The organism is Bradyrhizobium sp. 197 (assembly GCF_023073375.1).
Taxonomy (GTDB): Bacteria; Pseudomonadota; Alphaproteobacteria; order Rhizobiales; family Xanthobacteraceae; genus Bradyrhizobium.
In genome coordinates, this window is sequence record NZ_JADPJJ010000136.1 from 50419 (window position 1) to 70403 (window position 19985).

22 protein-coding genes and 2 pseudogenes are annotated in these 19985 nt (G+C 63.1%); 8 read left to right on the forward strand and 16 right to left on the reverse strand.

Features of this window, described 5'->3' with window-relative positions; all coding sequences use genetic code 11:
* Positions 1-56 precede the first annotated feature (56 nt).
* A complete protein-coding gene (locus IVB27_RS30205) occupies positions 57-764 on the reverse strand; it encodes an alpha-L-arabinofuranosidase C-terminal domain-containing protein (RefSeq protein ID WP_247446520.1) in 708 nt (235 codons plus the stop codon).
* Between the two features lie 87 nt (positions 765-851).
* On the opposite strand from IVB27_RS30205, the pseudogene IVB27_RS30210 reads away from it, so the two are divergent.
* Both IVB27_RS30210 and IVB27_RS30215 read left to right on the forward strand, forming a co-directional pair.
* Positions 852-1166: pseudogene (locus tag IVB27_RS30210) on the forward strand (hypothetical protein); the annotation flags it as partial.
* Between the two features lie 194 nt (positions 1167-1360).
* The gene (locus tag IVB27_RS30215; RefSeq protein WP_247446521.1) at positions 1361-2149 is read left to right on the forward strand and encodes a GGDEF domain-containing protein; all 789 of its coding nucleotides are present in this window, start codon (positions 1361-1363) and stop codon (positions 2147-2149) included.
* An 84-nt stretch (positions 2150-2233) separates the two neighbouring features.
* Here the strand turns inward: IVB27_RS30215 and IVB27_RS30220 are convergent, their stop codons facing one another.
* From IVB27_RS30220 to IVB27_RS30235, 3 genes are all read right to left on the reverse strand, one after another.
* Positions 2234-2434 carry a hypothetical protein gene (locus IVB27_RS30220; protein WP_345946939.1) on the reverse strand — a complete coding sequence of 67 codons (201 nt, stop codon included), beginning with the start codon at positions 2432-2434 and terminating at the stop codon, positions 2234-2236.
* A gap of 290 nt (positions 2435-2724) precedes the next feature.
* Positions 2725-2973, reverse strand: a complete 249-nt coding sequence (locus IVB27_RS30230) for a hypothetical protein (RefSeq protein ID WP_247446522.1) — start codon at positions 2971-2973, stop codon at positions 2725-2727.
* A 1-nt stretch (position 2974) separates the two neighbouring features.
* Complete coding sequence (locus tag IVB27_RS30235; protein ID WP_247446523.1) at positions 2975-3199, reverse strand: hypothetical protein; 225 nt, start codon at positions 3197-3199, stop codon at positions 2975-2977.
* A gap of 165 nt (positions 3200-3364) precedes the next feature.
* Between IVB27_RS30235 and ku the strand changes: the two genes are divergently transcribed.
* The 4 genes and pseudogenes from ku (at position 3365) to IVB27_RS43830 (ending at position 5500) form a co-directional block, all read left to right on the forward strand.
* The gene (gene ku / locus IVB27_RS30240) at positions 3365-4294 is read left to right on the forward strand and encodes a non-homologous end joining protein Ku (RefSeq protein WP_247446524.1); all 930 of its coding nucleotides are present in this window, start codon (positions 3365-3367) and stop codon (positions 4292-4294) included.
* Positions 4295-4314: 20 nt separating this feature from the next.
* Complete coding sequence (locus tag IVB27_RS30245) at positions 4315-4542, forward strand: hypothetical protein (protein WP_247446525.1); 228 nt, start codon at positions 4315-4317, stop codon at positions 4540-4542.
* A 262-nt stretch (positions 4543-4804) separates the two neighbouring features.
* A complete protein-coding gene (locus IVB27_RS43825) occupies positions 4805-5110 on the forward strand; it encodes a hypothetical protein (RefSeq protein ID WP_456664274.1) in 306 nt (101 codons plus the stop codon).
* A 76-nt stretch (positions 5111-5186) separates the two neighbouring features.
* Positions 5187-5500 (forward strand): annotated as a pseudogene (locus IVB27_RS43830) (DUF1330 domain-containing protein).
* Positions 5501-5554: 54 nt separating this feature from the next.
* Here the strand turns inward: IVB27_RS43830 and IVB27_RS30260 are convergent.
* Positions 5555-5824 carry a hypothetical protein gene (locus IVB27_RS30260; RefSeq protein ID WP_247446527.1) on the reverse strand — a complete coding sequence of 90 codons (270 nt, stop codon included), beginning with the start codon at positions 5822-5824 and terminating at the stop codon, positions 5555-5557.
* A 239-nt stretch (positions 5825-6063) separates the two neighbouring features.
* On the opposite strand from IVB27_RS30260, the gene IVB27_RS30265 reads away from it, so the two are divergent.
* Complete coding sequence (locus IVB27_RS30265) at positions 6064-7755, forward strand: recombinase family protein (protein WP_247446528.1); 1692 nt, start codon at positions 6064-6066, stop codon at positions 7753-7755.
* 274 nt (positions 7756-8029) lie between these two features.
* On the opposite strand, the gene IVB27_RS30270 is transcribed toward IVB27_RS30265, so the two are convergent.
* The 11 genes from IVB27_RS30270 to IVB27_RS30320 all read right to left on the reverse strand — a co-directional run bounded on the left by IVB27_RS30270 (position 8030) and on the right by IVB27_RS30320 (position 18717).
* Positions 8030-10186: an exonuclease domain-containing protein gene (locus IVB27_RS30270; protein ID WP_247446529.1), complete on the reverse strand. Its 2157-nt coding sequence runs from the start codon at positions 10184-10186 to the stop codon at positions 8030-8032.
* 153 nt (positions 10187-10339) lie between these two features.
* On the reverse strand, positions 10340-11065 hold the full coding sequence (locus IVB27_RS30275) for an SOS response-associated peptidase (RefSeq protein ID WP_247446530.1): 726 nt from the start codon (positions 11063-11065) through the stop codon (positions 10340-10342).
* A gap of 3 nt (positions 11066-11068) precedes the next feature.
* Positions 11069-11518, reverse strand: a complete 450-nt coding sequence (locus IVB27_RS30280) for a hypothetical protein (RefSeq protein WP_247446544.1) — start codon at positions 11516-11518, stop codon at positions 11069-11071.
* Between the two features lie 9 nt (positions 11519-11527).
* Complete coding sequence (locus IVB27_RS30285) at positions 11528-11905, reverse strand: hypothetical protein (RefSeq protein ID WP_247446531.1); 378 nt, start codon at positions 11903-11905, stop codon at positions 11528-11530.
* A 149-nt stretch (positions 11906-12054) separates the two neighbouring features.
* The gene (locus IVB27_RS30290; RefSeq protein WP_247446532.1) at positions 12055-12660 is read right to left on the reverse strand and encodes a phospholipase effector Tle1 domain-containing protein; all 606 of its coding nucleotides are present in this window, start codon (positions 12658-12660) and stop codon (positions 12055-12057) included.
* Between the two features lie 164 nt (positions 12661-12824).
* Positions 12825-13610, reverse strand: coding sequence for an ABC transporter permease (locus tag IVB27_RS30295; RefSeq protein WP_247446533.1), 786 nt, complete (start codon positions 13608-13610; stop codon positions 12825-12827).
* Positions 13607-14419, reverse strand: a complete 813-nt coding sequence (locus IVB27_RS30300) for an ABC transporter permease (protein WP_247446545.1) — start codon at positions 14417-14419, stop codon at positions 13607-13609. Before IVB27_RS30300 ends, IVB27_RS30295 begins: the two co-directional genes overlap by 4 nt.
* Before the next feature lie 68 nt (positions 14420-14487).
* Positions 14488-15534 carry an ABC transporter substrate-binding protein gene (locus IVB27_RS30305; RefSeq protein ID WP_247446534.1) on the reverse strand — a complete coding sequence of 349 codons (1047 nt, stop codon included), beginning with the start codon at positions 15532-15534 and terminating at the stop codon, positions 14488-14490.
* 28 nt (positions 15535-15562) lie between these two features.
* A complete protein-coding gene (locus IVB27_RS30310; RefSeq protein WP_247446535.1) occupies positions 15563-16870 on the reverse strand; it encodes an NAD(P)/FAD-dependent oxidoreductase in 1308 nt (435 codons plus the stop codon).
* A gap of 15 nt (positions 16871-16885) precedes the next feature.
* The gene (locus IVB27_RS30315) at positions 16886-17602 is read right to left on the reverse strand and encodes an HAD family hydrolase (RefSeq protein WP_247446536.1); all 717 of its coding nucleotides are present in this window, start codon (positions 17600-17602) and stop codon (positions 16886-16888) included.
* 35 nt (positions 17603-17637) lie between these two features.
* Complete coding sequence (locus IVB27_RS30320; protein ID WP_247446537.1) at positions 17638-18717, reverse strand: ABC transporter ATP-binding protein; 1080 nt, start codon at positions 18715-18717, stop codon at positions 17638-17640.
* 212 nt (positions 18718-18929) lie between these two features.
* Between IVB27_RS30320 and IVB27_RS30325 the strand changes: the two genes are divergently transcribed.
* Positions 18930-19868, forward strand: a complete 939-nt coding sequence (locus IVB27_RS30325; protein WP_247446539.1) for a LysR family transcriptional regulator — start codon at positions 18930-18932, stop codon at positions 19866-19868.
* Positions 19869-19985 lie beyond the last annotated feature (117 nt).

A 19985-nucleotide genomic window follows, 5' to 3' on the forward strand; every position in this document is an offset into this window, starting at 1 on the left:
ATTTGCCTAACCCCGATGGGCCAAGCATGTCATGGACCGTCTCGAGGTGATTTCTGTCACTGGCATGCGAAGCGAAATACGCTCCACGACGCTGGTGGTATTTTCAGCTGCCATACGCCGTTGTCGATCGTGGCGTCAGGGCCTCGCTCAGGTCGTACGCGCTCGGGATCGTCAGCGGTATTCGTCGCGTCCAGGTCCGCCGATGTCATCACGCGGCTGTCGATGAAGCTGTCGAGCTTGAACCCGCGCAGATCGATGTCCAGATCAATTGCCCGTCCGAAATTACGATTGACGCAAAACAGTGCGAGGCTCTGTCCGTCCTCCGCCAGCACGGCAGTGCTGACGATGTCGGGAAACCGTTCGCCATTGCTTGCGGCGAACGTTCCGCAGATCAGGCGCATGTCGAGGACCGTGCCGCGGGCCCACTGCGACGCATGCTGGAACGGATAGAAGATCGGTTGGCGCCAGGCCCGTCCCCCTGTCTCGGTCATGATCAGCCCAGTGACATTGACGAGTTGAGCCACGCAGGCAGCTTTGACCCGGTCGCATCGGTTGATCAGCGTCAGGAGCGCAGCGCCGAAGACCAGGGTGTCTTCCATCGTATAAAGCTCTTCGAGAATGGCCGGAGCCTCCGGCCAACCCGGCTTGGTGCGGGTCGCGCGGTCGCGCGTGCGATACCAGACATTCCATTCGTCGAAGGACAACATGATCCGCTTGGACGATCGCCGGCGCAGCGACCCCGTCTGCGACGGCGACGATTTCATCGATATATCGACCGACCAGATCGGCTTCAGCCATGAAGTCATGAGACTTGTCGCCATGCTTGGAAAAGTAGCCGTGGAGCGTCCTAAATATTTACCGAGGCAGCGGGCCGACCCGAGGGTTACGGGCAACGCTTTTAAACCGCCGACGGGCGCGCAGACCTCACGATCCAGGCCGCGTCCAACGTCGAGAACGATGCTCCCGCTGCTTTTCTGGCAAAGAAGCATCCGCCTCCTCGCATTCAGTACAAGCGAGTGACACCACGGTTCTTTGCAGTGTCCAGCTACAAGGGCGACAAGGTTTTGTACAACCGCTGCAACTTCTCGGGGCGGCCGGTTCATTGCGTCCTGATCAACTATCCCGCCGACGAAGAGCGTGACTGGGACATGACTCGCGTCAGCCTACTTGCCGCGAAGCGACAGGCTCAAGCGAGGTTTCTGAAGCGCAGGACTCCAGGCCGCTGCGCTTTTCATGGCTGACCATCGCAATTTGAGCTTCGTCTTTAGGTCGGCGTTAACGGCGTCTTCGGAGCGGAGCGTGCCTTAACCTGCCTTGAAGGTGAGGGGGCGGATGCTGGCCGCTTTACGACGGCAGAGCCATGGCCATCGACATCATTACGCACCGGGACGCGCTACGCCACACGATGGGCCGTTCCGCCGTGAGCGTCGGCCTGACCGTCGTCTTGACGTTGTCCCTGTGCCTCCTGCAGTTCGGACCCGATCCGGATGCCTTGGTGCGCGTCGGCTTCGTGACCAAATCGTCCATCCTAATCAGCATGATGATTTCGGGGCTGCTGACGGCGGCCCTGAGCTACCGGTCCGCGCTGACGATGCGCGAGCTGGCGCTGACGCGCGCCGAACTGCAGCGAATCTCCGGCACCGACCAGCTGACCGGACTGCTCAACCGACGGGGCTTCGATCAGGCCGCCGAATCGGCCTTGACCAAGGCGCGCGATGCGAACCTGCCGACCACCGTGCTGATGTGCGACATCGACCGCTTCAAGGCGATCAACGACCAGTTCGGGCATGAGTTCGGAGACAAGGTGCTCATCGCGGTGGCGCAGGTGTTGTGCTCCTTCGCGGAGCGAAGGCAGATGCTGGTGGCAAGGCATGGCGGCGAGGAATTCGCCGTTGTGATGACCGGGGTGTCCAAGGAACGCGCTGCCCAATACGCCGAAGATCTGCGGCAGGCCTGCGCCGCCGAAGCAGTCGTCGCTGAAGGTGCCTCGACCAACGTGACGATCAGCATCGGGCTCGCCGAATCCCATGGCGAAATAGATCTGGGCAAGATCATGCGGATGGCCGATCAGGCGCTCTATGCGGCCAAGCATCGAGGTCGCAATCGCGTGGTCCGGGCGGACGTCCTGGTGGACTCCATCGCGGCGTAGCCCGAGGGCGTGCCGGACCTACGGCGGCCTCGTTCAGCAGCATCAGCTGTTGAATTCGTCGACATCCCATGAGCTCGGCGACCTTCACGGCATTCCTCCGATCGGCTGTCGCGGCCGCAACTCCAGTCCGTCGTAGATATCTCGCAGGCCGAGTGTCACGTTCAGCCTTTCGAGTTGGATGACGGCATCGAGCCCCTCGACCAGGCGGTCCTTCCAAAAGCCATTGACGCGCGAATACAGAAGCACGCGCGGATTTTCGGTATCCACGAACAGGATGTGATCCACGCGCGATACGGACTGATATTCCGAAAGCTTTACGGTCAGGTCGAACCCGCCCGTCGCCGGCGACGGCCATCAACGACTGATCCTCCGGGCGTCCGCAGTCTACGCCCAGATCCGGCATGCGTCGCGTGGCCGGCATGGACCTCCACGGAGTTGGCCATGAATGGCGGTGAGGAGATTCACGACGACGCGGTCGTGCCGTCGTGCGGCCTGGGCCAGCATCACGATCTCGCCATCCACGAGTTCAAAGCGACCTTCGTGCGCGGTCACCCAGGCGAAGAACTGATCGGGAGTCACAGCGCGCTCAGATCGTCCGGCACCTCGCCGAACTTCCGGATGCCCTTGGCGTCGCCGAATTCGCCGGTCGCCGGGTCCCCGCTGCGACTGAAGGCCACCGCCCCGACGTGGCCCGGCTTGCGCGCGAGCGCCTCGGCCTGCATAACGGCGGCGTTCGGATTGAAGCACTCGACCGCCTCGCCGGCGGCGATGCCGTCATCGGCCGCTACGAAGGGCAGGGCGACGTAGTAGGTGACCTCAGCCATCTCAGTCGTACCAGTCCTTTCGATCGCGCAGTACCTCGAACCGGCCGCGCGCGTAGCCGGCGGAAACCGCCGCCCGTAGCTCGTCGACCTGGACTTCCAGGAAGCTGTTCGCCACGATCAGCGCCTTGACGGCTTCCCGAGCGTCACCGCCGCAGGCCGCGATGGCCAGGTCGGCGGCGGCCTCCAGGTCGTCAGGGGCGGGCGCGGACGTCTCGGGGGCGGCCATGCCCCAATGTTCTCTCTTTGTTCGATGCTAGTCAAGCAGACCGCTACTTCCGCTGGCGCGGCGGGATGCCCCGTTAAAGATGAATCGAGGGCAGGACGGGCGATTGTCGGAACCAGACCAATTGAATCGTCTTGAATCCGTGCCGCCCTCGAGGAGTTTTGCGTAATGGCCCCGCGCGCCAACTGGAAAGGCTTCCTTCGCCTGTCCCTCGTCACCTGCCCAGTTGCGCTGTATCCGGCCACGTCCGAGAGCGAGAAGATCTCGTTCAATCAGCTCAACCGGCAGACCGGCCATCGGATCAAGTACCTGAAGGTCGATGCCGACACCGGCGATGAGGTGCCCAACGAGGACATCGTCAAGGGGTATGAGCTCGACAAAGGCCAGTACATCGAGGTCTCCAAGGAGGAGCTCGAGGAGATCGCGCTGGAATCGACGCGCACCATCGAGATCGACGAGTTCGTCGGCAGAACTGACATCGACCCGCGCTACCTGATCCGCCCCTACTACATCCGCCCGGACGGCAAGGTCGGTCATGACGCCTTCGCGGTGATCCGGGAGACCATCCGCGAGATGGACAAGGTCGCGATCGGACGGGTGGTGCTGACCAACCGCGAGCACATCATCGCGCTCGAGCCGATGGACAAGGGGCTGGTCGGCACGCTGCTGCGCTATCCGTACGAGGTGCGCAGCGAGCAGGAGTATTTCGACGAGATCCAGGACGTGAAGGTGACCAAGGATATGCTGGATCTCGCCAGGCACATCGTGAATCAGAAGGCCGGGCGGTTCGCCCCCGAGAAGTTCGAGGACCATTACGAGACCGCGCTGATCGATCTCATCAACCAGAAGCGCGCCGGCAAGCCGATCACTCCGAAGGAGCGTCCGCGCGGCGAGAACGTCGTCGACCTGATGGACGCGCTGCGCAAGAGCGTCGGCGCCGCGACGGCGGAGACCAAGGCTCCGAAGAAGCCGGTCAAGAAGGCGAAGAAGGCGGCGGCCGGCCAGAAGGAGATGCTGATGCCGATCGCGGGCAAGAAGCCGGCGAAGGATGCGGCGGCGAAGAAGCCGGCGGCCAAGCCGCAGCGGAAGACCGCCTAACGACGGAATAGGAGAGCCGCATGGATATGGATTTGAAGGAAGCCTCGGCAATGACCGAAGCCTCCGGGCTGACGAACGAGATGGACGGCAACGAGCAGACCTCCGGGGCCCGCCGGCGACCGGCCCAGCCCGCGAAGGATGCCGCCATCGTTTGGGCGGACCGCCTCCGCAGGGTAACCGTCCAGGCGCCCCTGCAATCGCTCGCCGTCGCGTTCGTGCTGGGAATGTGGGTCGCCCGCCGGCGCTGACGAGCAGCGAGCGGGCGCGACATGGCGCGAAAGCTCAAGACGTATCAGACCTCGCTGGGATTCTACGATCTTGCGATCGCCGCGCGCTCGATGAAAGCGGCGCTCGAGGCGTGGGGCGGAGGCAGTAACTCTTCCATCAGGGGCACGCCAAAGAGACCGACGATCCGGAAGTCGTCGCCGCCACCATGGCGAAGCCCGGCGTGGTGCTGAAGCGCCGGCGGGATCGAGCGGTCGGTTCGCCGAGCATGCCGAATTGCCGGACTTGGACCAGGAAGAAAGTCGCGCGAAGAAACCTGGGGGTTCGGCCTCGAACAAGCCACCGCTTCCAAAGATCAGCATGGAGGATGCTCGCAAGGCCGCCGCGGAGTTCGAGCGCGAGCAGAAACGGCGCGATGCGGACCGGCGCAGGGAGGAGGCAGCGCGAGAGAAGGAGCGGGAGCACCAGGAACGGTCCGAGTCACTCAATGCCGAGCGGGCTGCGATCGAAAAGCGGATCGAAGCCGAAGACGCGAAATGGGCGAGCGAGCGGGAGAAGCTGAAGCGCGCCCTGCGCAGCGCCCGGGCGTAGGCCGGCAACATCCGATCTACCGTCGTGACTGGAAGGCAAATACCCCTACTTGTCGGCATGCTCTGATTGCGGTTTGATGTGCCCTTTGAGCAGGGAGGCCATTTTGACAGCTTATTTTGTCGTCCAAGTGACGGTCACCGACCAAGCTCAGTATCAGAAATACCGTGAAGCCGTCGTTCCGCTGATGGTGAAGTTCGCGGCAAAGTCGTCGCGCGGGGCGCCAAGGTCGATGTCCTCGAGGGCGAGCACGACGAGCGACCGGTGGTGATGTTCGAGTTTCCGTCCATGGAAGCAATCCATTCATGGTGGGAATCGCCGGAATACGTTCCAGTAAAGAAGCTGCGCGAAGGGATCGCCACTATAAACGGTTGGGCTTTCCCCGGCACCTAGAAATCAATCGGGGCGCCCGGACGTCCTGCAGTAATGCCGGGACGGTTCACGGTATCAAACATCTTCCGGCAGACACTCCGGACAGCTGTCGCCGATCGAATCCAGTACCTCGCGCACTTCCGCGACGGCATCGTCCGGAGGGACCCCGGACGGCAGCTCCTGTCTGGTGATATCGAAGGCACGCTCTCGTGCATGCGGATCCGCGCGGTCACGCGCCCAACCGTGTTCCTCGCATTCGTGGATGGCGCCGGCCTCCTGCAGCACGTGGATCGCCCAGCCGCGCAGCGTGCGGTTCGCCGGCCGTCTTTCCTTCGTCAACAGCATCGAGCTTGCTCCTGCCGGGACGAATCCTTTCGCCCGTCTTCTCGTTCCGGGCGGTTAGCACGCAGCAGGGATTCGCAATCGGCAGGGCTGAGGTTTGTCCCCGTGTTCCGCGGCTCTGTGCACAAGCCAACTTCCGGCCCCGGCATGAGGCGCGCTCAGTGCTTCTGGAAGCATTGCTATCCCGGCCGCAGGAGGTGTATTTGCAATTGCGGGTACCTCTGAAGTGGCAGGAGGGGTGCATGGGTAACTGGCTCGTTGTTCCCAAAGGGACAAGCTTGGCGAGGCGGACCCGATCGCGCCGTGCTGCGCAGTACGTTCGAATGTCGAGGGAGCTCCAGCGTTACTCGATCCAGAACCAGATGGCGGTCATAGCCGCCTATGCCGAGACGAACGCGCTCACGATTGTGCGCACCTATCGCGACGAGGGCCGCAGCGGCCTCCGGATCAAGGGGCGTCCTGGTCTCATCGAACTGATCGAAGATGTTCAATCGGGCCGAGCCGACTTCGACCACATCCTCGTTTACGACGTCAGTCGCTGGGGCCGGTTCCAAGATGTCGACGAGAGTGCCTACTACGAATTCCTGTGCAAGCGGAGCGGCGTCCAGGTCGAATACTGCGCGGAGATATTCAAGAACGACGGCACCTTTGTTTCCGGGATCGCGAAAAGCCTGAAGCGCGGCATGGCCGCCGAGTGGAGCCGAGAGCTCTCCGTCAAGGTGCACGCCGGACACTGCCGGGTGGCGAGCCTTGGATACCGCGTTGGCGCTCCCGTCGGCTACGGCCTCAGACGCTTGATGGTCGACGAAAGCGAGCATCCGAAGGGCCAGCTTGAGAAGCGTCAGTACAAGGCTCTGCAGTCGGATCGCGTTCGGCTGCAGCATGGTTCTGCCGAAGAGGCGGAGGTCATCCGATGCATATTCGACCAGTTCGTCAACAGTCGGAAATCGTACAGCGATATCAGGCGCCAACTGAACGACGCGGGCATCGCCAATCACAATGGCCGACCTTGGACCGATGGTATGATACCGACAATTCTCTGCAACGAAAATTATATCGGCAAGACTATCTACAATCGTACCTCGAGACGCTTGGGGCAGAAGCTGGTCAAGAATCCGGACAACGCTTGGGTCCGGGGCGCTGCCGCCATCGAGCCTATCGTCGATCCGGGCATCTTCTCACGCGCCCATAAGCTGCTGGCCGAGCGGCGCGTGGAGATTCCGGAAGATGAGATGCTGTTGCGCCTTCGTCTCGCGCTCCGCCGGCGGGGTAAGCTCAACTCGCGCATCATCAATACGACGCTGGGTCTCAATCACGTCTCCTCGTACGTGAAGCACTTCGGTTCGCTGCGGAAGGCCTATGCGCTGATCGGATATGTGTCGCCGCGCGACTGCGACTGGATCGATAACCGGGATTTTTGGGCCGCTGAACAATCGAGGCATGCCAGCGAACTCGCCGAGGCGCTGCGAACGGAACTTGGTCTCCAGGCTGATCTTGTTCCGGACGGCATCGGGCTTGATGTCGGAGGCGCGCGGGTGGTTTCGTTTCTGGTCGCGCGACGACTGGCGCATCGTGGAAAGGACCACGCTGCGCAATGGAAAGCCTACCGAAGGCAGATCTCATCGGGCCTACTTGCCGTGATGCGGTTGGATGCGGCGAATCGGGAGATCGAGGACTACGTGCTGTTGCCTGCACCGTTGAGGTCAGGACGCTATGTCTGGCTCTCATCTGACTCCCTTCGTCGACGTCGGGGCGCGCTTTACGAGGAAAAGGGGGCATTGTTCGGTGCCATCAAGGCAACGCTGGCAAAAACCAACCGTGCCGCCCCAACCAGCTCAGAACCGTCGAAAAAGCGATCGAAATCAGGCCGGCCCAAAGCCAACGGCTTCTGCGGGCGGCGCCCACGGTGCGGAGATACAAAATCGCTCCGATGAGCGTGCCGTAATTCCTTCGGAAGTCACCATTCAGCTTCGCAATCTTGGACAGTTCCGAGGAAGTGTGGACGTCATTTGCCATCGGGCTGGTTCCTTCGTCAGCTAGGACCAGCGCCTTATGAACCACTGTTTTGCCCGACGGAGCAAGTGATATTTCTCTTTATCAGAAATGGGCCTGAACGCTGCGGCTAATGAACTGTTGTCACGATCGACTGGATTCGCTTGAATATCGGCCACACGGCGCGGTTCCTGGCAGCTTTTCGTATCAGAGACCTTACGCTGCTTCAGCGCTGTGTCTCTCTTCGCTCCGCTTCCGATTGATGAGATTCAACAACTGCGCCGAGGCCCTCGCATCGCACAAGGCGCGATGATGATTCTTGAGGTCTATGCCGTAGATCTCGCAAAGCTTTCCAAGTCCGTAGGATTTGTGTCCCGGATAGCGCCGCCGCATTCCGGCGCACGTGCAGAGCTTCGGGAATCTGAAGCGTCGCCCAATCCGCTCGAATTCGTAGGCGATGAAGCCGTAGTCGAAACTGACATTATGGGCGACGAAAATGCCGTCGGCCATGAACTCCATGAATGGATCCGCAACTTCTGCGAACAAAGGCGCGTCGCGAACCATTTCGTTCGTGATGCCGGTCAGCTGAACGATCTTTGCGGGAATGGAGCGCTGCGGATGGATGAGAGAATGCCATTCGTCGACGACGCAGTGATTGCGAACCTTCACCGCACCGATCTCGGTGATGCGATCGCCGTTCGACCAGGAGCCGGTCGTCTCGATATCGACCACCACGTAATCCTGCGCGGGGTCGAAACGGTAATCGACCCGGCCGATCTCGGCCATGATGCCAGCGGCGCCGAGTTGGCGGAGGCGGGTCAACTGGTTACGGCGAATCACATCCCCTTCCGCCTTGATCTCCATGAAGGACGCCTTCCCGTCCTGCACCAGCATCAGGTCGGGGAAACCGTCTCGCATCCCGCGGAAGTCGTCACACATGCTGCCGATGATGCTGGCGATGCCAGCCGGATCGGATCCTTCGAGCAGCGCGCGCAGCGCGTCCACTTGCACGTGATCCCAGCTGAATATCCCATTTGGGCGGCCCCATTTCGCTGCGACGGTGCGGAGGATCAACGGAAGAGTAGCTCCGGACGTGATGGCAGCCAGCTTCTCGTCAATCGTCGCGGCGAACAGCCGACGGAAGCTGCGGTCCTTCAGGCAATGGGGTAGCCAATCGAACCCGCTGGGCATCCGGGTGCTCTCGAAGAGCTCGTCCCAAAAGAGCAGGCCGAACAGAGTTTGCCACAGCACATTCTCAGCGAAGAAAACCTTGGTGCCCTCGCGCCGCAGAACGCCGGCGACGCCGGCTTCGGGGTTGCCGCGATAAGTGTCGTCGACGGTGATCGCGCGGCCGGACCGCAACACTTCGGTGTAGAGGCCCGTACGCCGTCCGCCGAACTTGCGGGCGTAGAAGTCGGTGGCGAAAAGGTGCTCCCCGTCGCTGGCGGGATCATCGATCATCCGGTGCAGCAGTTCTTCGGCTCCGATCCGATCGCCGGTGTTGTAAAGCAGGCGAACCAGGCGCTCGTTGCAGTCCGGCGAAGACCCCGCCCGGTACAGCTGTCGGGCAAGATCGCTCTCGCCCGCTTTCTCGAAGAAGAGTCCCGTCTGATGCGCGGCTCGATTGCGCAGATCGCCGCCGAACTGGGTCCCGCAGGCGGGCCCGGTGAGCACGTCGATGGCGGCCCGCCTGTGGACGGGCTCTGATCCTTCTTCGAGGCTGTCGAGAACCTGGCTGTAGTGGAACGAGGCAAGCGCTTCCTCCGCATCGGTGAAGCGCGCGCTGAACGAGGTCTCGCGATTGGTGCGAAGGATCCCCAGGTCGCGCAGCGCGAAGTTCTTCAAGCTCACCTCGGTCTTGCCGAAATACAGGTACAGCAGAAACTGGATCGGCCGCGTTCCATCGAGCGCGATGAAGTTGTGTGCGCCGCAGTGCTGCGCCGCGACCGAAAAGGGGATAAGCTCTAGATAGTAGTCGATGAACTTCGGCTTCGACCATGATCTGCGCACATCTCCTCGGCCGGCCGCCTGCGCGCCTGTGACGAGGACGTCCTTCGGCAGGCATGAGACGAAAGCCGCATAGTCGGCCTCCCCGAGCGCGCGCGCGTGACCGGCCGCTGTCAAATCGAAGATTGCCCGCTCGACGTCATCGATCTCGGAGTAGTTGAACAGGGATCGGTTGAATATGGCACCACGCCGGTTGATCATACGAACCAACAGGCATCGGGCGTCTCTCGAGAGGCGCTCGAACCGCGCTATGAACGCGTGATGATCCGGACCGAGAACGGGTTCATACGTCCGCTGCACGAACCCGAGCATCTCGGCGAAGTGGTCGAGGTAATAGTAGACGGGCAGTTGCGGCAGTTTGGCCAAGCGGTACCTTCGCGGAGGGAATCGTTCGTTCTAGTTTTGTTCGAATGGCATGCATGGAGTCAAGCGCCTCGATGGGCTCTAGAATGCCCGTCGATGTTCGCCGGCTGCGCCGTCCTTCCGCCGCACGAACCCAGGACCCGGACTCGCGCGGTGTTAGGAAAGCGCAGGTGCGGTATCTTCCTTCGCGCCGCGGGCGACGATCCGGAGCGCCCCGTCCGGAAGCGGCCGTTGCAGCTTCAAAGCTTCGTCCGCCGGTGCCGTCATCCAGGTTTCGACCTCGTCGGGCGTCGTCAGGATCACCGGCATCGCCTTCGGGTGGATGGCGCCGACTTCGGCATTCGGCTCCGTCGTCAGGAACGCGTAGAGGTTGTTGGTCGTCTCGCCTTCCTTCACCTTCCGCACTGACGTCCAGTTGGTCCAGATGCCGACGAAGCACGCCAATGGTCGCCTTTCATCGAGCACGAACCAGATGTCGCCCCCTTCGGCCTTGTTGAACTCGCTGAAACTGTTGAATGGCACCACGCAGCGGTTCTCCGGACCAAGCCAGCGCGTCCAGTGTTTGCTCTTCACGTTGCGGATGTTGGTCGTGCCGCCATCCGGCTCCATCCGGAGCAATTCCTTGAAATCGACGGTCTTGCCCTTGGCTTGCAGCTTCTCGGCGCGCTTCTTGGTGGCGTCCATCAGCGCTTTCGACGACGACGGCATGCCCCAGCGCGCGGTCGCGAGCTCGCGGCCCTCGGCACCGGTCCGGACGATCGGCGCCTTGTAGTCCGGGAAGACGCCGGGCATCGGCGCGAGGTTGCCGACGTAACGGTTGACGACGCGGAACAGCGCGCTGATGGCCGCCTGGTTGGTGGTGATGGAATAGAGGTTGCACATCCGTCAGGTCTCCGGAGCGGCCTGCCGGGGGCGCTGCGCCAACTGTAGCAGCCTGGCCGCCGGCCGGCGATTGGCCTTGGCGCACTTGCCGCAGCGGAGCCGGCTTGCCAAGTCGTGCACGAAGGTCGTCGGCGGATGGCGCAGCGCGGCCAAGTCGACGTCCCTTTTGGTCCTGCACCGCGAACATTCGATCTCGAGCCAAGGATGGCCACCGTTGACGGCCTGGTCGATCGTCGGCGACGGATCGATCGGTTCGCCGTTGGCCCACATGCGCTCGTTCCACGACTCGCACAGCAGCCTGTCGGCTTGTCGGATTAGCGCCTCCCCTTTGGCCCGGGCATCGGCAGACTGGGCGGCCAGGATCGAGGTCATCGCCCGAGACTTGCCGAGTTCCCTAGCGAGGGCCTTGCGGTCGCCTCCGGAGAGGGGCGTCGGGTGGTACTTCGGCGCAATCGCCGAGGCCTACTCGAATCGCGGCCAGCAGCCGTCTTCCTCATGGCGACCGGTCCGCTGCGTGCAGGTGTTGTCCAAGAGGCGCTGGCCGATGTCCCGCCAGATCGCCTCCGGACCGTACAAACGCGCGGCATCCGTCTTCTGGATCTCGACGGTCCGGCCGCAGCGCCGGCAGCCCACTCGGAGTAAATGCTGGGGAATTTGGCTCAGTGGCAGCAGGCGTCCGGACGGCCCCGGGTCCGGATCGCCGGCGTCGGCGCCCGCATCGTCCAGGAGAGCCTGCCAATATTCGGGCGGCAAGTCATCGCCCGGGCTCAACCCACGCGCCGCAGGGGCCTTCCTGCCGACGGCTGTGGCCAGCTTTTCCATCTGTCGGGGTGTCGGCATGCGCCAGCTCGCGGGCGGTCGGTCATGCCGCATAAGAACATAACAAGAACAATCAGTCGAGTCGGAAACTCTGACCACGGCCCCTATTGTCCGCTCGGCTCCAATGTGGAAGTTCGGCGAGCATCCGAACGCCTATGGATCAGGCACGACTACGCCGGGATCGTCGGCGCGGACCGAAGTCTGCAGCTGGCTTGGATCCACGTGTTTGCGCTGGGCCTTTTCACGAGGTTCTGCGGCCGGTAGGTTGGATCGGCTCGCCATCGTTTGAAAACATTGGCGTCGATGGTCTCGTTGACGTTGGTGTGGATCCCGTCGTCGCGCGCATCCGGCGCAGCGCCAATAGTTCGATAGAATGACGGTGGGGAAATGATCTGGTAGGCGCCATACATGAATTCACTATAGGAGTTCTTGATCTTCCCGGTGACGTCGTCGCCGTCCAGATCGACCTCCGACCGGAACGCCAGCCCCTGCGATTCCGCCTTCTTCATCAGCCAGCGCAGCGGAGACTGCGCGAGCAGGTCGGTCTCATAGCCGCCGCCGACGTTGGCGTGCGCGCCCACGAACCAACGTTGTTCAACGCTCGAAAGTGGTCGCGGCTTGGCGGTGCTGCGATGGACGTCCCAGATCGTGGGGGCGAACTTGGCGCGATGCTCATCGATGGCGAGCGCGCAAAGAGCATGCCGGCGAACATCCTGACACGATGCCACAATTCGTCGAAGTGACCGATGCAACGAGTCCGGAGCGGCCTCCCACATTCCAGCTGTCATCCCCCGCGAAAGAGGGCGAAAGAGGGGAAATCCGCTACACGCGGCCCATCGGTCTGGCGCGGCGTCGCCACCGCTCGGCTTCCCAATCTTGATACTGGATCGCCCGATCTCAAGTCGGGCGATGACACCGAGAATGGGTGAGGATCGCCCCTTCACTCGCCCTTCTTCTGCCGCGCACTCGCCAGCAGCACTAGCATGAACGACGCCGCCGTCATCAGCGTCGAGATCGCGGCAATCGTGGGGTCGATCTCGTCGCGCAGCGCCGTGAACATGCGCTTGGTCAGCGGCTGATATTGGCCGCCGGAGATGAACAGCGCGACGATGGTCTCGTCCATTGCCGAGATGAAAGCAAAGATGCCGCCCGCAACCACACTGGACTTGATCTGAGGCAGAGTCACCGCGAAGAAACTGCGCAGGCGGTTCATGCCGAGGCTGCGCGCCACCATCTCCTGCGCCGGCTCGAAACTCTGCAAGCCTGCGAGCACCGAGATGATGACGTAAGGCAGGCCCAGCATCACATTCGCCAGCACGAGGCCCGGCAGGGTCGCGACCAGCCCGACCTTGGCATAGACGAAGAAGATGCCGACCGCGGTGATGATGATCGGCACCACTAGCGGCAGCAGCAGCATCATATGGATCAGCCGCATGACGCGCAATTTCGACTGGCTGATGGCGTAGGCAGCTGCGACACCCAGCGGGGTCGCGATCACGACGGTGAGAAACGCGACTGTCAGCGTCACCCGCGTCGCCTGCATCCATGTCGGATTGGCGAAGTATTGCTGATACCAGCGCAGCGAGAAGGACGGCGGCGGAAAGGTCAGGAAGCGCGCGCTGGAGAACGAGATCGGCGCGATGATCAGCACGGGCAGGATCAGATAGACCAGCACCAGCGTGCTGATCACGTAGAGGGCGATCCGTGCGGGCGAGATGCGCGTCATTTCTGCCCCAGCACGCGATCGAGCGAAATGAAGCGGCTGACGACGAAGAAGATCACGAGCACGCTGGCGAGCAGCACCACAGCGACCGCACTCGCCGCACCGAACTGGTTGTAGAGCTCGACATTGCGGCTCACCAGCATCGACACCATCACGGTACGGCCACCGCCGAGCAGTTCCGGCGTGATGTAGAAGCCGAGGCAGAGCACGAACACCATGGTGCAGCCGGCGAGCACGCCCGGCAGCGACAGCGGCAGGAACACGCGGACAAACGTCAGCGACGGGCTCGCGCCCAGGCTGGCGCCGGCCTGCATGAGATCGCCGGGGATCTTCTGCATGGTGGCGTAGAGCGGCAGCACCATGAACGGCAGCAGGATGTGCACGGTCGCGACCACTGTGCCGAATGTGTTGTGCACCAGCGCGAACGGCTCGGAGATGACGTCGAGATAACGCAAAAACTGGTTGATCACGCCGGTGCGCTGGAGCAGCGCCAGCCACGCATAGGCGCGGACCAGCACGCTGGTCCAGAACGGCAGCACCACCAGCGAGAGGATCAGGATGCTCCAGCCTTTCGGCACGGAATTGGCGAGATAGGCCACGGGGTAACCGAGCAGCAGCGCGATGATGGTGACCGCGAGGCTGATCTCGAAGGTCAGCGCAAAGCTCCGCCAGTAAATGTCCTCGGTGAAGACGCGGCGATAATTCTCCAGTGTGAAGCCGTCATGGTAGATCGACTGCCAGGCCAGCCAGCCGACCGGCAGCACGATCAGCAGCAAAATCACGAGCAGCGCCGGCGACACCAGTGCCAGCATCAGGCCGTGCTCACGACGTTGATGCTTTTGCGATGGATCTGGCACAGACATCGTCAACGCTGCCTCGCTTACTTCTGCATGAACGAGGCCCAGCGCTTCTCGGCGGCTTCGCCGGCCGGCGAGGACCACCAGGCGTAGGACATCAGCGCCTGCTTGGCCGCGTTGGCCGGCTCGCTCGGCAATTGGGCGGCGCGCTCCGGCTTGATCACGCTGGTCTCGAACGCCTTGGGATTGCCCGGGCCGTAATCGATGTTGAGCGGCAGATTGGCCTGGTGCACGGGATCGACGGCCTCGTTGAGGAATTTCACGGCGGTGTCGAGGTTCGGCGCGCCCTTGAGGATGCAGAGCGAGGTGCTTTGCAGGATGCCCTGGTTGTAGGTGAACGACACTTTCGCGCCCTCCTTCGCGACCGCGCTGACGCGGCCGTTCCACGCCATCTCCATGTCGACCTCGCCGTCATTGAGGAGCTGCGCCGACTGCGCGCCCGATGTCCACCACACCGTGATGCTCGGCTTGATCTCTTCCAGCTTCTTGAAGGCGCGGTCGACGTCGAGCGGATAGAGCTTGTCAGGCGCAACGCCGTCGGCCATCAGCGCGGCCTCTAACGTAGCGATCGGATGGTTGCGCAGCGCGCGCCGGCCAGGGAATTTCTTCACGTCCCAGAAATCGGCCCAGCTGTTCGGCGGGTCCTTCGGGAAGGTCTTCTGGCTGTAGGCCAGCACGCTGGAATAGAACTCGTAGGACACCGAATAGGGACTGCGATAGCCCTCCGGCATCGCCGCGGCGTTCGGGATCTTCGAGAAGTCGAGCTTCTCGATCAGGCCCTGCTCGCCGCCGCGCAGGCAATAGCCGGTAGGTGTATCGACGACGTCCCAGATCGGCTTGCCGCTGCCGACCTGCGTCTTGATCGCGGGCCAGGCGTCGGGAATGGAATCCTGATTGATGGTGATGCCGAGCTTCTTGGCGGAGGGATCGAGGATCGCCACCGTCTGCGCCTGCTGATAGGCGCCGCCCTGCGAGACGAAAGTGATCTGCTCGGCGGCATTCGCCGCGGTGGTAACTCCGATCGCGCCCAGCAACGCGCAGCCCAATCCCAAATTCCGTTTCGCCTTCATTCTCGCCTCCTCCATCGCCAAAGAGATCTCACTGACCGATCGCATCGAGAAACTGGTACCAGCCGGCGACCATGCGCACGGCGGGCTCGCGCAACGGATAAAACGGAATGGCCTTCATGCGGCTAACCTCGAGCAACCCGACCGCGGGCGTTTCGCCGCGCACGAAGGCGGCGAGATAGCGCCCCATCAGGCTCGACATCGCCACGCCCGCGCCGTTGTAGCCCATCGAAACCAGCGTGCGATCGTCGATCCGGCCGATATGCGGCACCGAGTCCAAGGTCATGCCGACCAGGCCCGACCATTTGTAGGCGAGCGGCAGATCGGCGAGATCAGGGAAGATGCCGATCATCGCCTTGCGCAGCGCGTCGAAGGCGGCTTTCGAGTCCTGCTTCCCGAAGGCACCGCGGCCGCCAAAAATCACGCGGTTGTCGACCATGCGGAACCAGCGCATCATCCGCTTGGTCTCGGTGTAGGTGCGCCCGGTCGGCATCAGCTTGCCAGCGAGATTCTGCGGCAGCTGCTCGGTGGCAATGAGGGCGCTGCGGAACGGGATCAGCGTGCGCTGTAGATGCGCGGTCGCGCCGCTGAGATCGGAATAGCTGTTGGTGGCGATGATCGCCTGTTTTGCTCGCACCGCGCCCTGCGGCGTCTCGGCGACGATGCCGCCCTGCTCGCGCCGGAGTTTCATCACCGGCGATTCCTGGAAGATGGAAACGCCGCGGCGCGCGACACCATCGGCGAGGCCGCGCAGATAGTTCAGCGGATGAATGCCGCCCGAGCCGGGATTGAGCACGCCGCCGACAAAGATGTCCGAGCCGGTCTCGTCGCGCACTCCACGCTTGTCGAGGATGCGGAGCTCGGCGTCGCCCATCTCGCCCGCCATCCAATTGGCTTCGTCGATCGCAGCCTTCAGCGTGGTCGCGTTATGCGCGGCCTTGACTTGGCCGGTGCGGGTCAGGTTTGCGCTGGTGATGCCGAATTCGGACACCAGCTCCTCGACCATATCGGTCGATTCATGCGCGATCTCATACATCCGCTTGGCCATGGCGCGGCCATGGGTGGCGTCGATCTGGCGGAACGAGAGACGGAATTTTGCGGTGATCACGCCGCCATTGCGCCCGCTCGCGCCCCAGCCGGGCCGGTTGGCTTCCAGCACGACCGGCGACAGGCCGCTCCTGGCGATGTGGTGCGCGGCGGACAGGCCGGTATAGCCCGCACCGATGATCACGACATCGGCTTTACTCTCGCCCGACAACACGGGAAAAGCGCGCGCCGGCCCCGCCGTGGCTTCCCACAGCGAATTGGCCGATGGCAGCGCGCTCCAGTCCCGTGTCATGCCCGCGCTCATGGATTACGCCGCAGGCCCGATGGCCGCGTCGGCCAGCGCCTTCAGCGTCGGGAAATGAAAGTCCGGCTTGGTCAGCGTCTCGACGGCCGGCGTGCCGCCAAAGCCTGCCATGCCCTGGCGGCGCTCGATCCAGCACACCTTGTAGCCAAGCTTCCGCGCGATCCCGATGTCGTGGTGCTGGCTCTGCGCCACGTGCAGGATATCGGACTGCTTGTAGCCGAAAGCGGACTGACGCCCCTTGTTGTAGGCGAAGAACTCCGGGTTCGGCTTTGCCACGCCGGTGTCGTCGGCGCAGACGGTGTCGTCGAAGTGATTGCCGAGCGCGTGCGCGTAGCAGGACAGCGCGACGCGGTCCGCATTGGTCATCGCCACCAGCCGAAATTTGGTACGCAGGCGCTTCAGCGCCTCGACCGAATCCGCAAACGGTCCCCAACGCAGCACCGAGAGCTGGAACACGTCGCAGGAGGCATCGTCAGCCGGCAGTCCGAGCTCGGTGGCCAGGTGGCGATAGACGTGGAACATCACCTCGCTGGAGCGCTCGTAATGCTGGTCGCGGCCGCGCTTGTAGGATTCGAAGATCTTGTCGTCGCTGAGCTCGGTCGGCGACTTGCCGGAGATCCTGCGCACCGCGGAGAGCACGCCGGTCTCGAAATCGATCAAGGTGCCGACGACGTCGAAGGTGAGAACCTTGAAATTGCTGAAAGCGGCTTGGGTCGACATTTTGGCTTATTCTCTCGGTTGGACAAGGCGTGGGTTCAGTTCGTCCGGGGCACGACGATGGTGTCCTCGGGGTGAAGGGTGACGGTGAGGCTGCCGCCGAGCGGCGGGATGCGGCTATAGGCCTGGTGATAGCTCGGCTGGCGCAGGCTGAGCGCGATGCCGTCAGTGAGCGAAAGAAAAATGCGCAGGCTCTCGCCCTGATAGACAATGTCGGTGACCGTCCCGGTCAAGCGGTTGCAGGCGGCATCCTGCGCGCCATCGTCGATCAGGAGCTTTTCGCTGTGCACGGCGAGCATCAGCGCGTCGCCGCCGGGAATGGCGCGGGCGCTGCGCAAAAGCGCGTTGCCGAGCGCTACGCTGGAGGCATCGACGCGGCGGACCGGCAGCATCGTCGCCTCGCCGATGAAGCTCGCGACAAAGGAATCAGCGGGATGATCGTGCAGCCGCTCGGGCTCATCGATCTGGATCAGCCGGCCGTCCTTCATCACCGCGACACGGTCGCTCATGGTCAGCGCCTCGCGCTGATCATGCGTGACATAGATGATGGTGGCGCCGATACGTCGGTGCAGCGCGCGCAGCTCGATCTGCATGGATTCGCGGAGCTGTTTGTCGAGCGCGGAGAGCGGCTCGTCCATCAGGATCAGCCGCGGCTCGAAGATCATGGCGCGCGCGAGCGCGATGCGCTGGCGCTGGCCGCCGGAGAGCTGCGCAATGCCCCGCTCCTCGTAGCCGGCGAGGCCGACCATCGAAAGCACCGCGCGCACCTTGTCGGGCCAGCTCGCTTTCGGCAGGCGCCGTGCCCGCAAGGGAAAGGCGACGTTCTCGCCGACGCTCATATGGGGGAACAGCGCGTAGTTCTGGAAGACCACGCCGATGTCGCGCTTGTGCGGTGGCATGTAGGTGACGTCGCGGCCGCCGAAGAGAATTGTGCCCGAAGTCGGCAGGATGAAGCCGCCCAGTATTCCGAGCAGCGTGGTCTTGCCGGAGCCGGAGGGACCGAGCAGCGACACAAACTCGCCGGCGCCGACATTGAGGGAAACGTCGTCGAGGGCGCGAACGGCGCCGTACGCCTTGCTCGCGGACCTGATCTCGACGCTTTCCGCCCGCTTGTCCAACGATCGACCTCGCCTCGTTCGCTGCAATGGCGTGCCTCACTGCGCGCCATGAGCCTGCATTATAGACAGCGTCCTGGAGCATTCACGGCCGCAGCGTGCGCCGCACCAAATCTTCTCCCGAACGCCCTATCTTTGAGCTGCGATGCCAATGTCACCAGACTTGGCAAAACTCGGCAATTGCCAAATTCTCACCGCGCTCATAACATGGCGTTATGCCCGAGCTGCGCCGGATGCTGCCCTCCAGTAACGCCCTGTTCGTCTTCCACGCAGCAGCGCGCAATGGCAGCTTCACGGCTGCCGCCGCCGAATTGAATGTCACCCAGCCGGCGGTGAGCCGCATGCTCGGCCAGTTCGAGGAGCATCTCGGCGTCCGCCTGTTCGACCGCAAAGCGGGGCGCGCGGTGCTGACCGAGGAAGGCGAGCTGTTGTATCGCCGCGTGCTCGAAGGCTTTCGCAGCATCGAAACCGGCCTCATCGAGATCGAGCGGCGCCGCAAGGGCACCGAGACGGTGACGCTGTCGGTCTCCTCCGCCTTCACCACGCATTGGCTGATGCCGCGCATCGACAAGCTGCAGCGGCAATTCCCACAGGTCGATCTGCGCTTCCAGCTGATCTCCGGCGCGTTGCGCGGACCGGTGGAGAATGTCGACGTCGGCATGCGCTTTCGTGACCGCGAAGAGCCATCCTCCGGCGGCACGCTGGTGATGAAGGAAGTGATGCTGCCGATGTGCAGCCCCAGCTATCTCGGCGAGACCGATCCCGCAGAGAGCAACACCATCATCCGCCTCGCCGAGACGCCGGGCGACTGGGCCGCGGATTATTCGTCGCTGCTCAAGGGCCGCCGCGGCGCCGCCAAGGCGTTGAGCTTCACCGATTATGCCATCGTGATGCAGGCAGCGCTGCTCGGCCAGGGCATCGCGCTCGGCTGGCTGACGGTCGCCTCGCACTGGTTGCTGACCGGCGCGCTGGTGCCGGCCTCCGACAGGCTCACCACCACCCGCCGCATCTGCGAATTCCTGCCGCCGCGTAATCGCCCGATGCGCCCCATCGCCGCGGAGATCCGCGACTGGATCACCGCCCAGATGCGCAGCGAGATCGCGGCCATCGACAAGCTCTATCCGAAACTCGGCGCGATGGCGGCGTGCTACTAGCACTCTGCTGAAGAACCCCCTCGCCAGGGAGGGGACTTGATGATTCACTTTATCATCTCGAATCGGCGGAGACGATCATGCGCGGCAGGTTTACGGATCAGGGCGGCCTGTTTTCGT

Excerpts from the sequence above, each read along its gene's own strand:
- IVB27_RS30205 (WP_247446520.1), bottom strand. The coding sequence starts at position 764 with ATGAAATCGTCGCCGTCGCAGACGGGGTCGCTGCGCCGGCGATCGTCC.
- IVB27_RS30245 (WP_247446525.1), top strand. The coding sequence starts at position 4,315 with ATGGATATGGATTTGAAGGAAGCCTCGGCAATGACCGAAGCCTCCGGG.
- IVB27_RS30215 (WP_247446521.1), top strand. The coding sequence starts at position 1,361 with ATGGCCATCGACATCATTACGCACCGGGACGCGCTACGCCACACGATG.
- IVB27_RS30300 (WP_247446545.1), bottom strand. The coding sequence starts at position 14,419 with ATGCTGGCACTGGTGTCGCCGGCGCTGCTCGTGATTTTGCTGCTGATC.
- IVB27_RS30260 (WP_247446527.1), bottom strand. The coding sequence starts at position 5,824 with ATGCTGTTGACGAAGGAAAGACGGCCGGCGAACCGCACGCTGCGCGGC.
- IVB27_RS30275 (WP_247446530.1), bottom strand. The coding sequence starts at position 11,065 with ATGTGCAACCTCTATTCCATCACCACCAACCAGGCGGCCATCAGCGCG.
- IVB27_RS30315 (WP_247446536.1), bottom strand. The coding sequence starts at position 17,602 with ATGTCGACCCAAGCCGCTTTCAGCAATTTCAAGGTTCTCACCTTCGAC.
- IVB27_RS30290 (WP_247446532.1), bottom strand. The coding sequence starts at position 12,660 with ATGTGGGAGGCCGCTCCGGACTCGTTGCATCGGTCACTTCGACGAATT.
- IVB27_RS30305 (WP_247446534.1), bottom strand. The coding sequence starts at position 15,534 with ATGAAGGCGAAACGGAATTTGGGATTGGGCTGCGCGTTGCTGGGCGCG.
- IVB27_RS30310 (WP_247446535.1), bottom strand. The coding sequence starts at position 16,870 with ATGACACGGGACTGGAGCGCGCTGCCATCGGCCAATTCGCTGTGGGAA.
- ku (WP_247446524.1), top strand. The coding sequence starts at position 3,365 with ATGGCCCCGCGCGCCAACTGGAAAGGCTTCCTTCGCCTGTCCCTCGTC.
- IVB27_RS30265 (WP_247446528.1), top strand. The coding sequence starts at position 6,064 with ATGGGTAACTGGCTCGTTGTTCCCAAAGGGACAAGCTTGGCGAGGCGG.
- IVB27_RS30285 (WP_247446531.1), bottom strand. The coding sequence starts at position 11,905 with ATGCCGACACCCCGACAGATGGAAAAGCTGGCCACAGCCGTCGGCAGG.
- IVB27_RS30325 (WP_247446539.1), top strand. The coding sequence starts at position 18,930 with ATGCCCGAGCTGCGCCGGATGCTGCCCTCCAGTAACGCCCTGTTCGTC.
- IVB27_RS30295 (WP_247446533.1), bottom strand. The coding sequence starts at position 13,610 with ATGACGCGCATCTCGCCCGCACGGATCGCCCTCTACGTGATCAGCACG.
- IVB27_RS30230 (WP_247446522.1), bottom strand. The coding sequence starts at position 2,973 with ATGGCTGAGGTCACCTACTACGTCGCCCTGCCCTTCGTAGCGGCCGAT.
- IVB27_RS30235 (WP_247446523.1), bottom strand. The coding sequence starts at position 3,199 with ATGGCCGCCCCCGAGACGTCCGCGCCCGCCCCTGACGACCTGGAGGCC.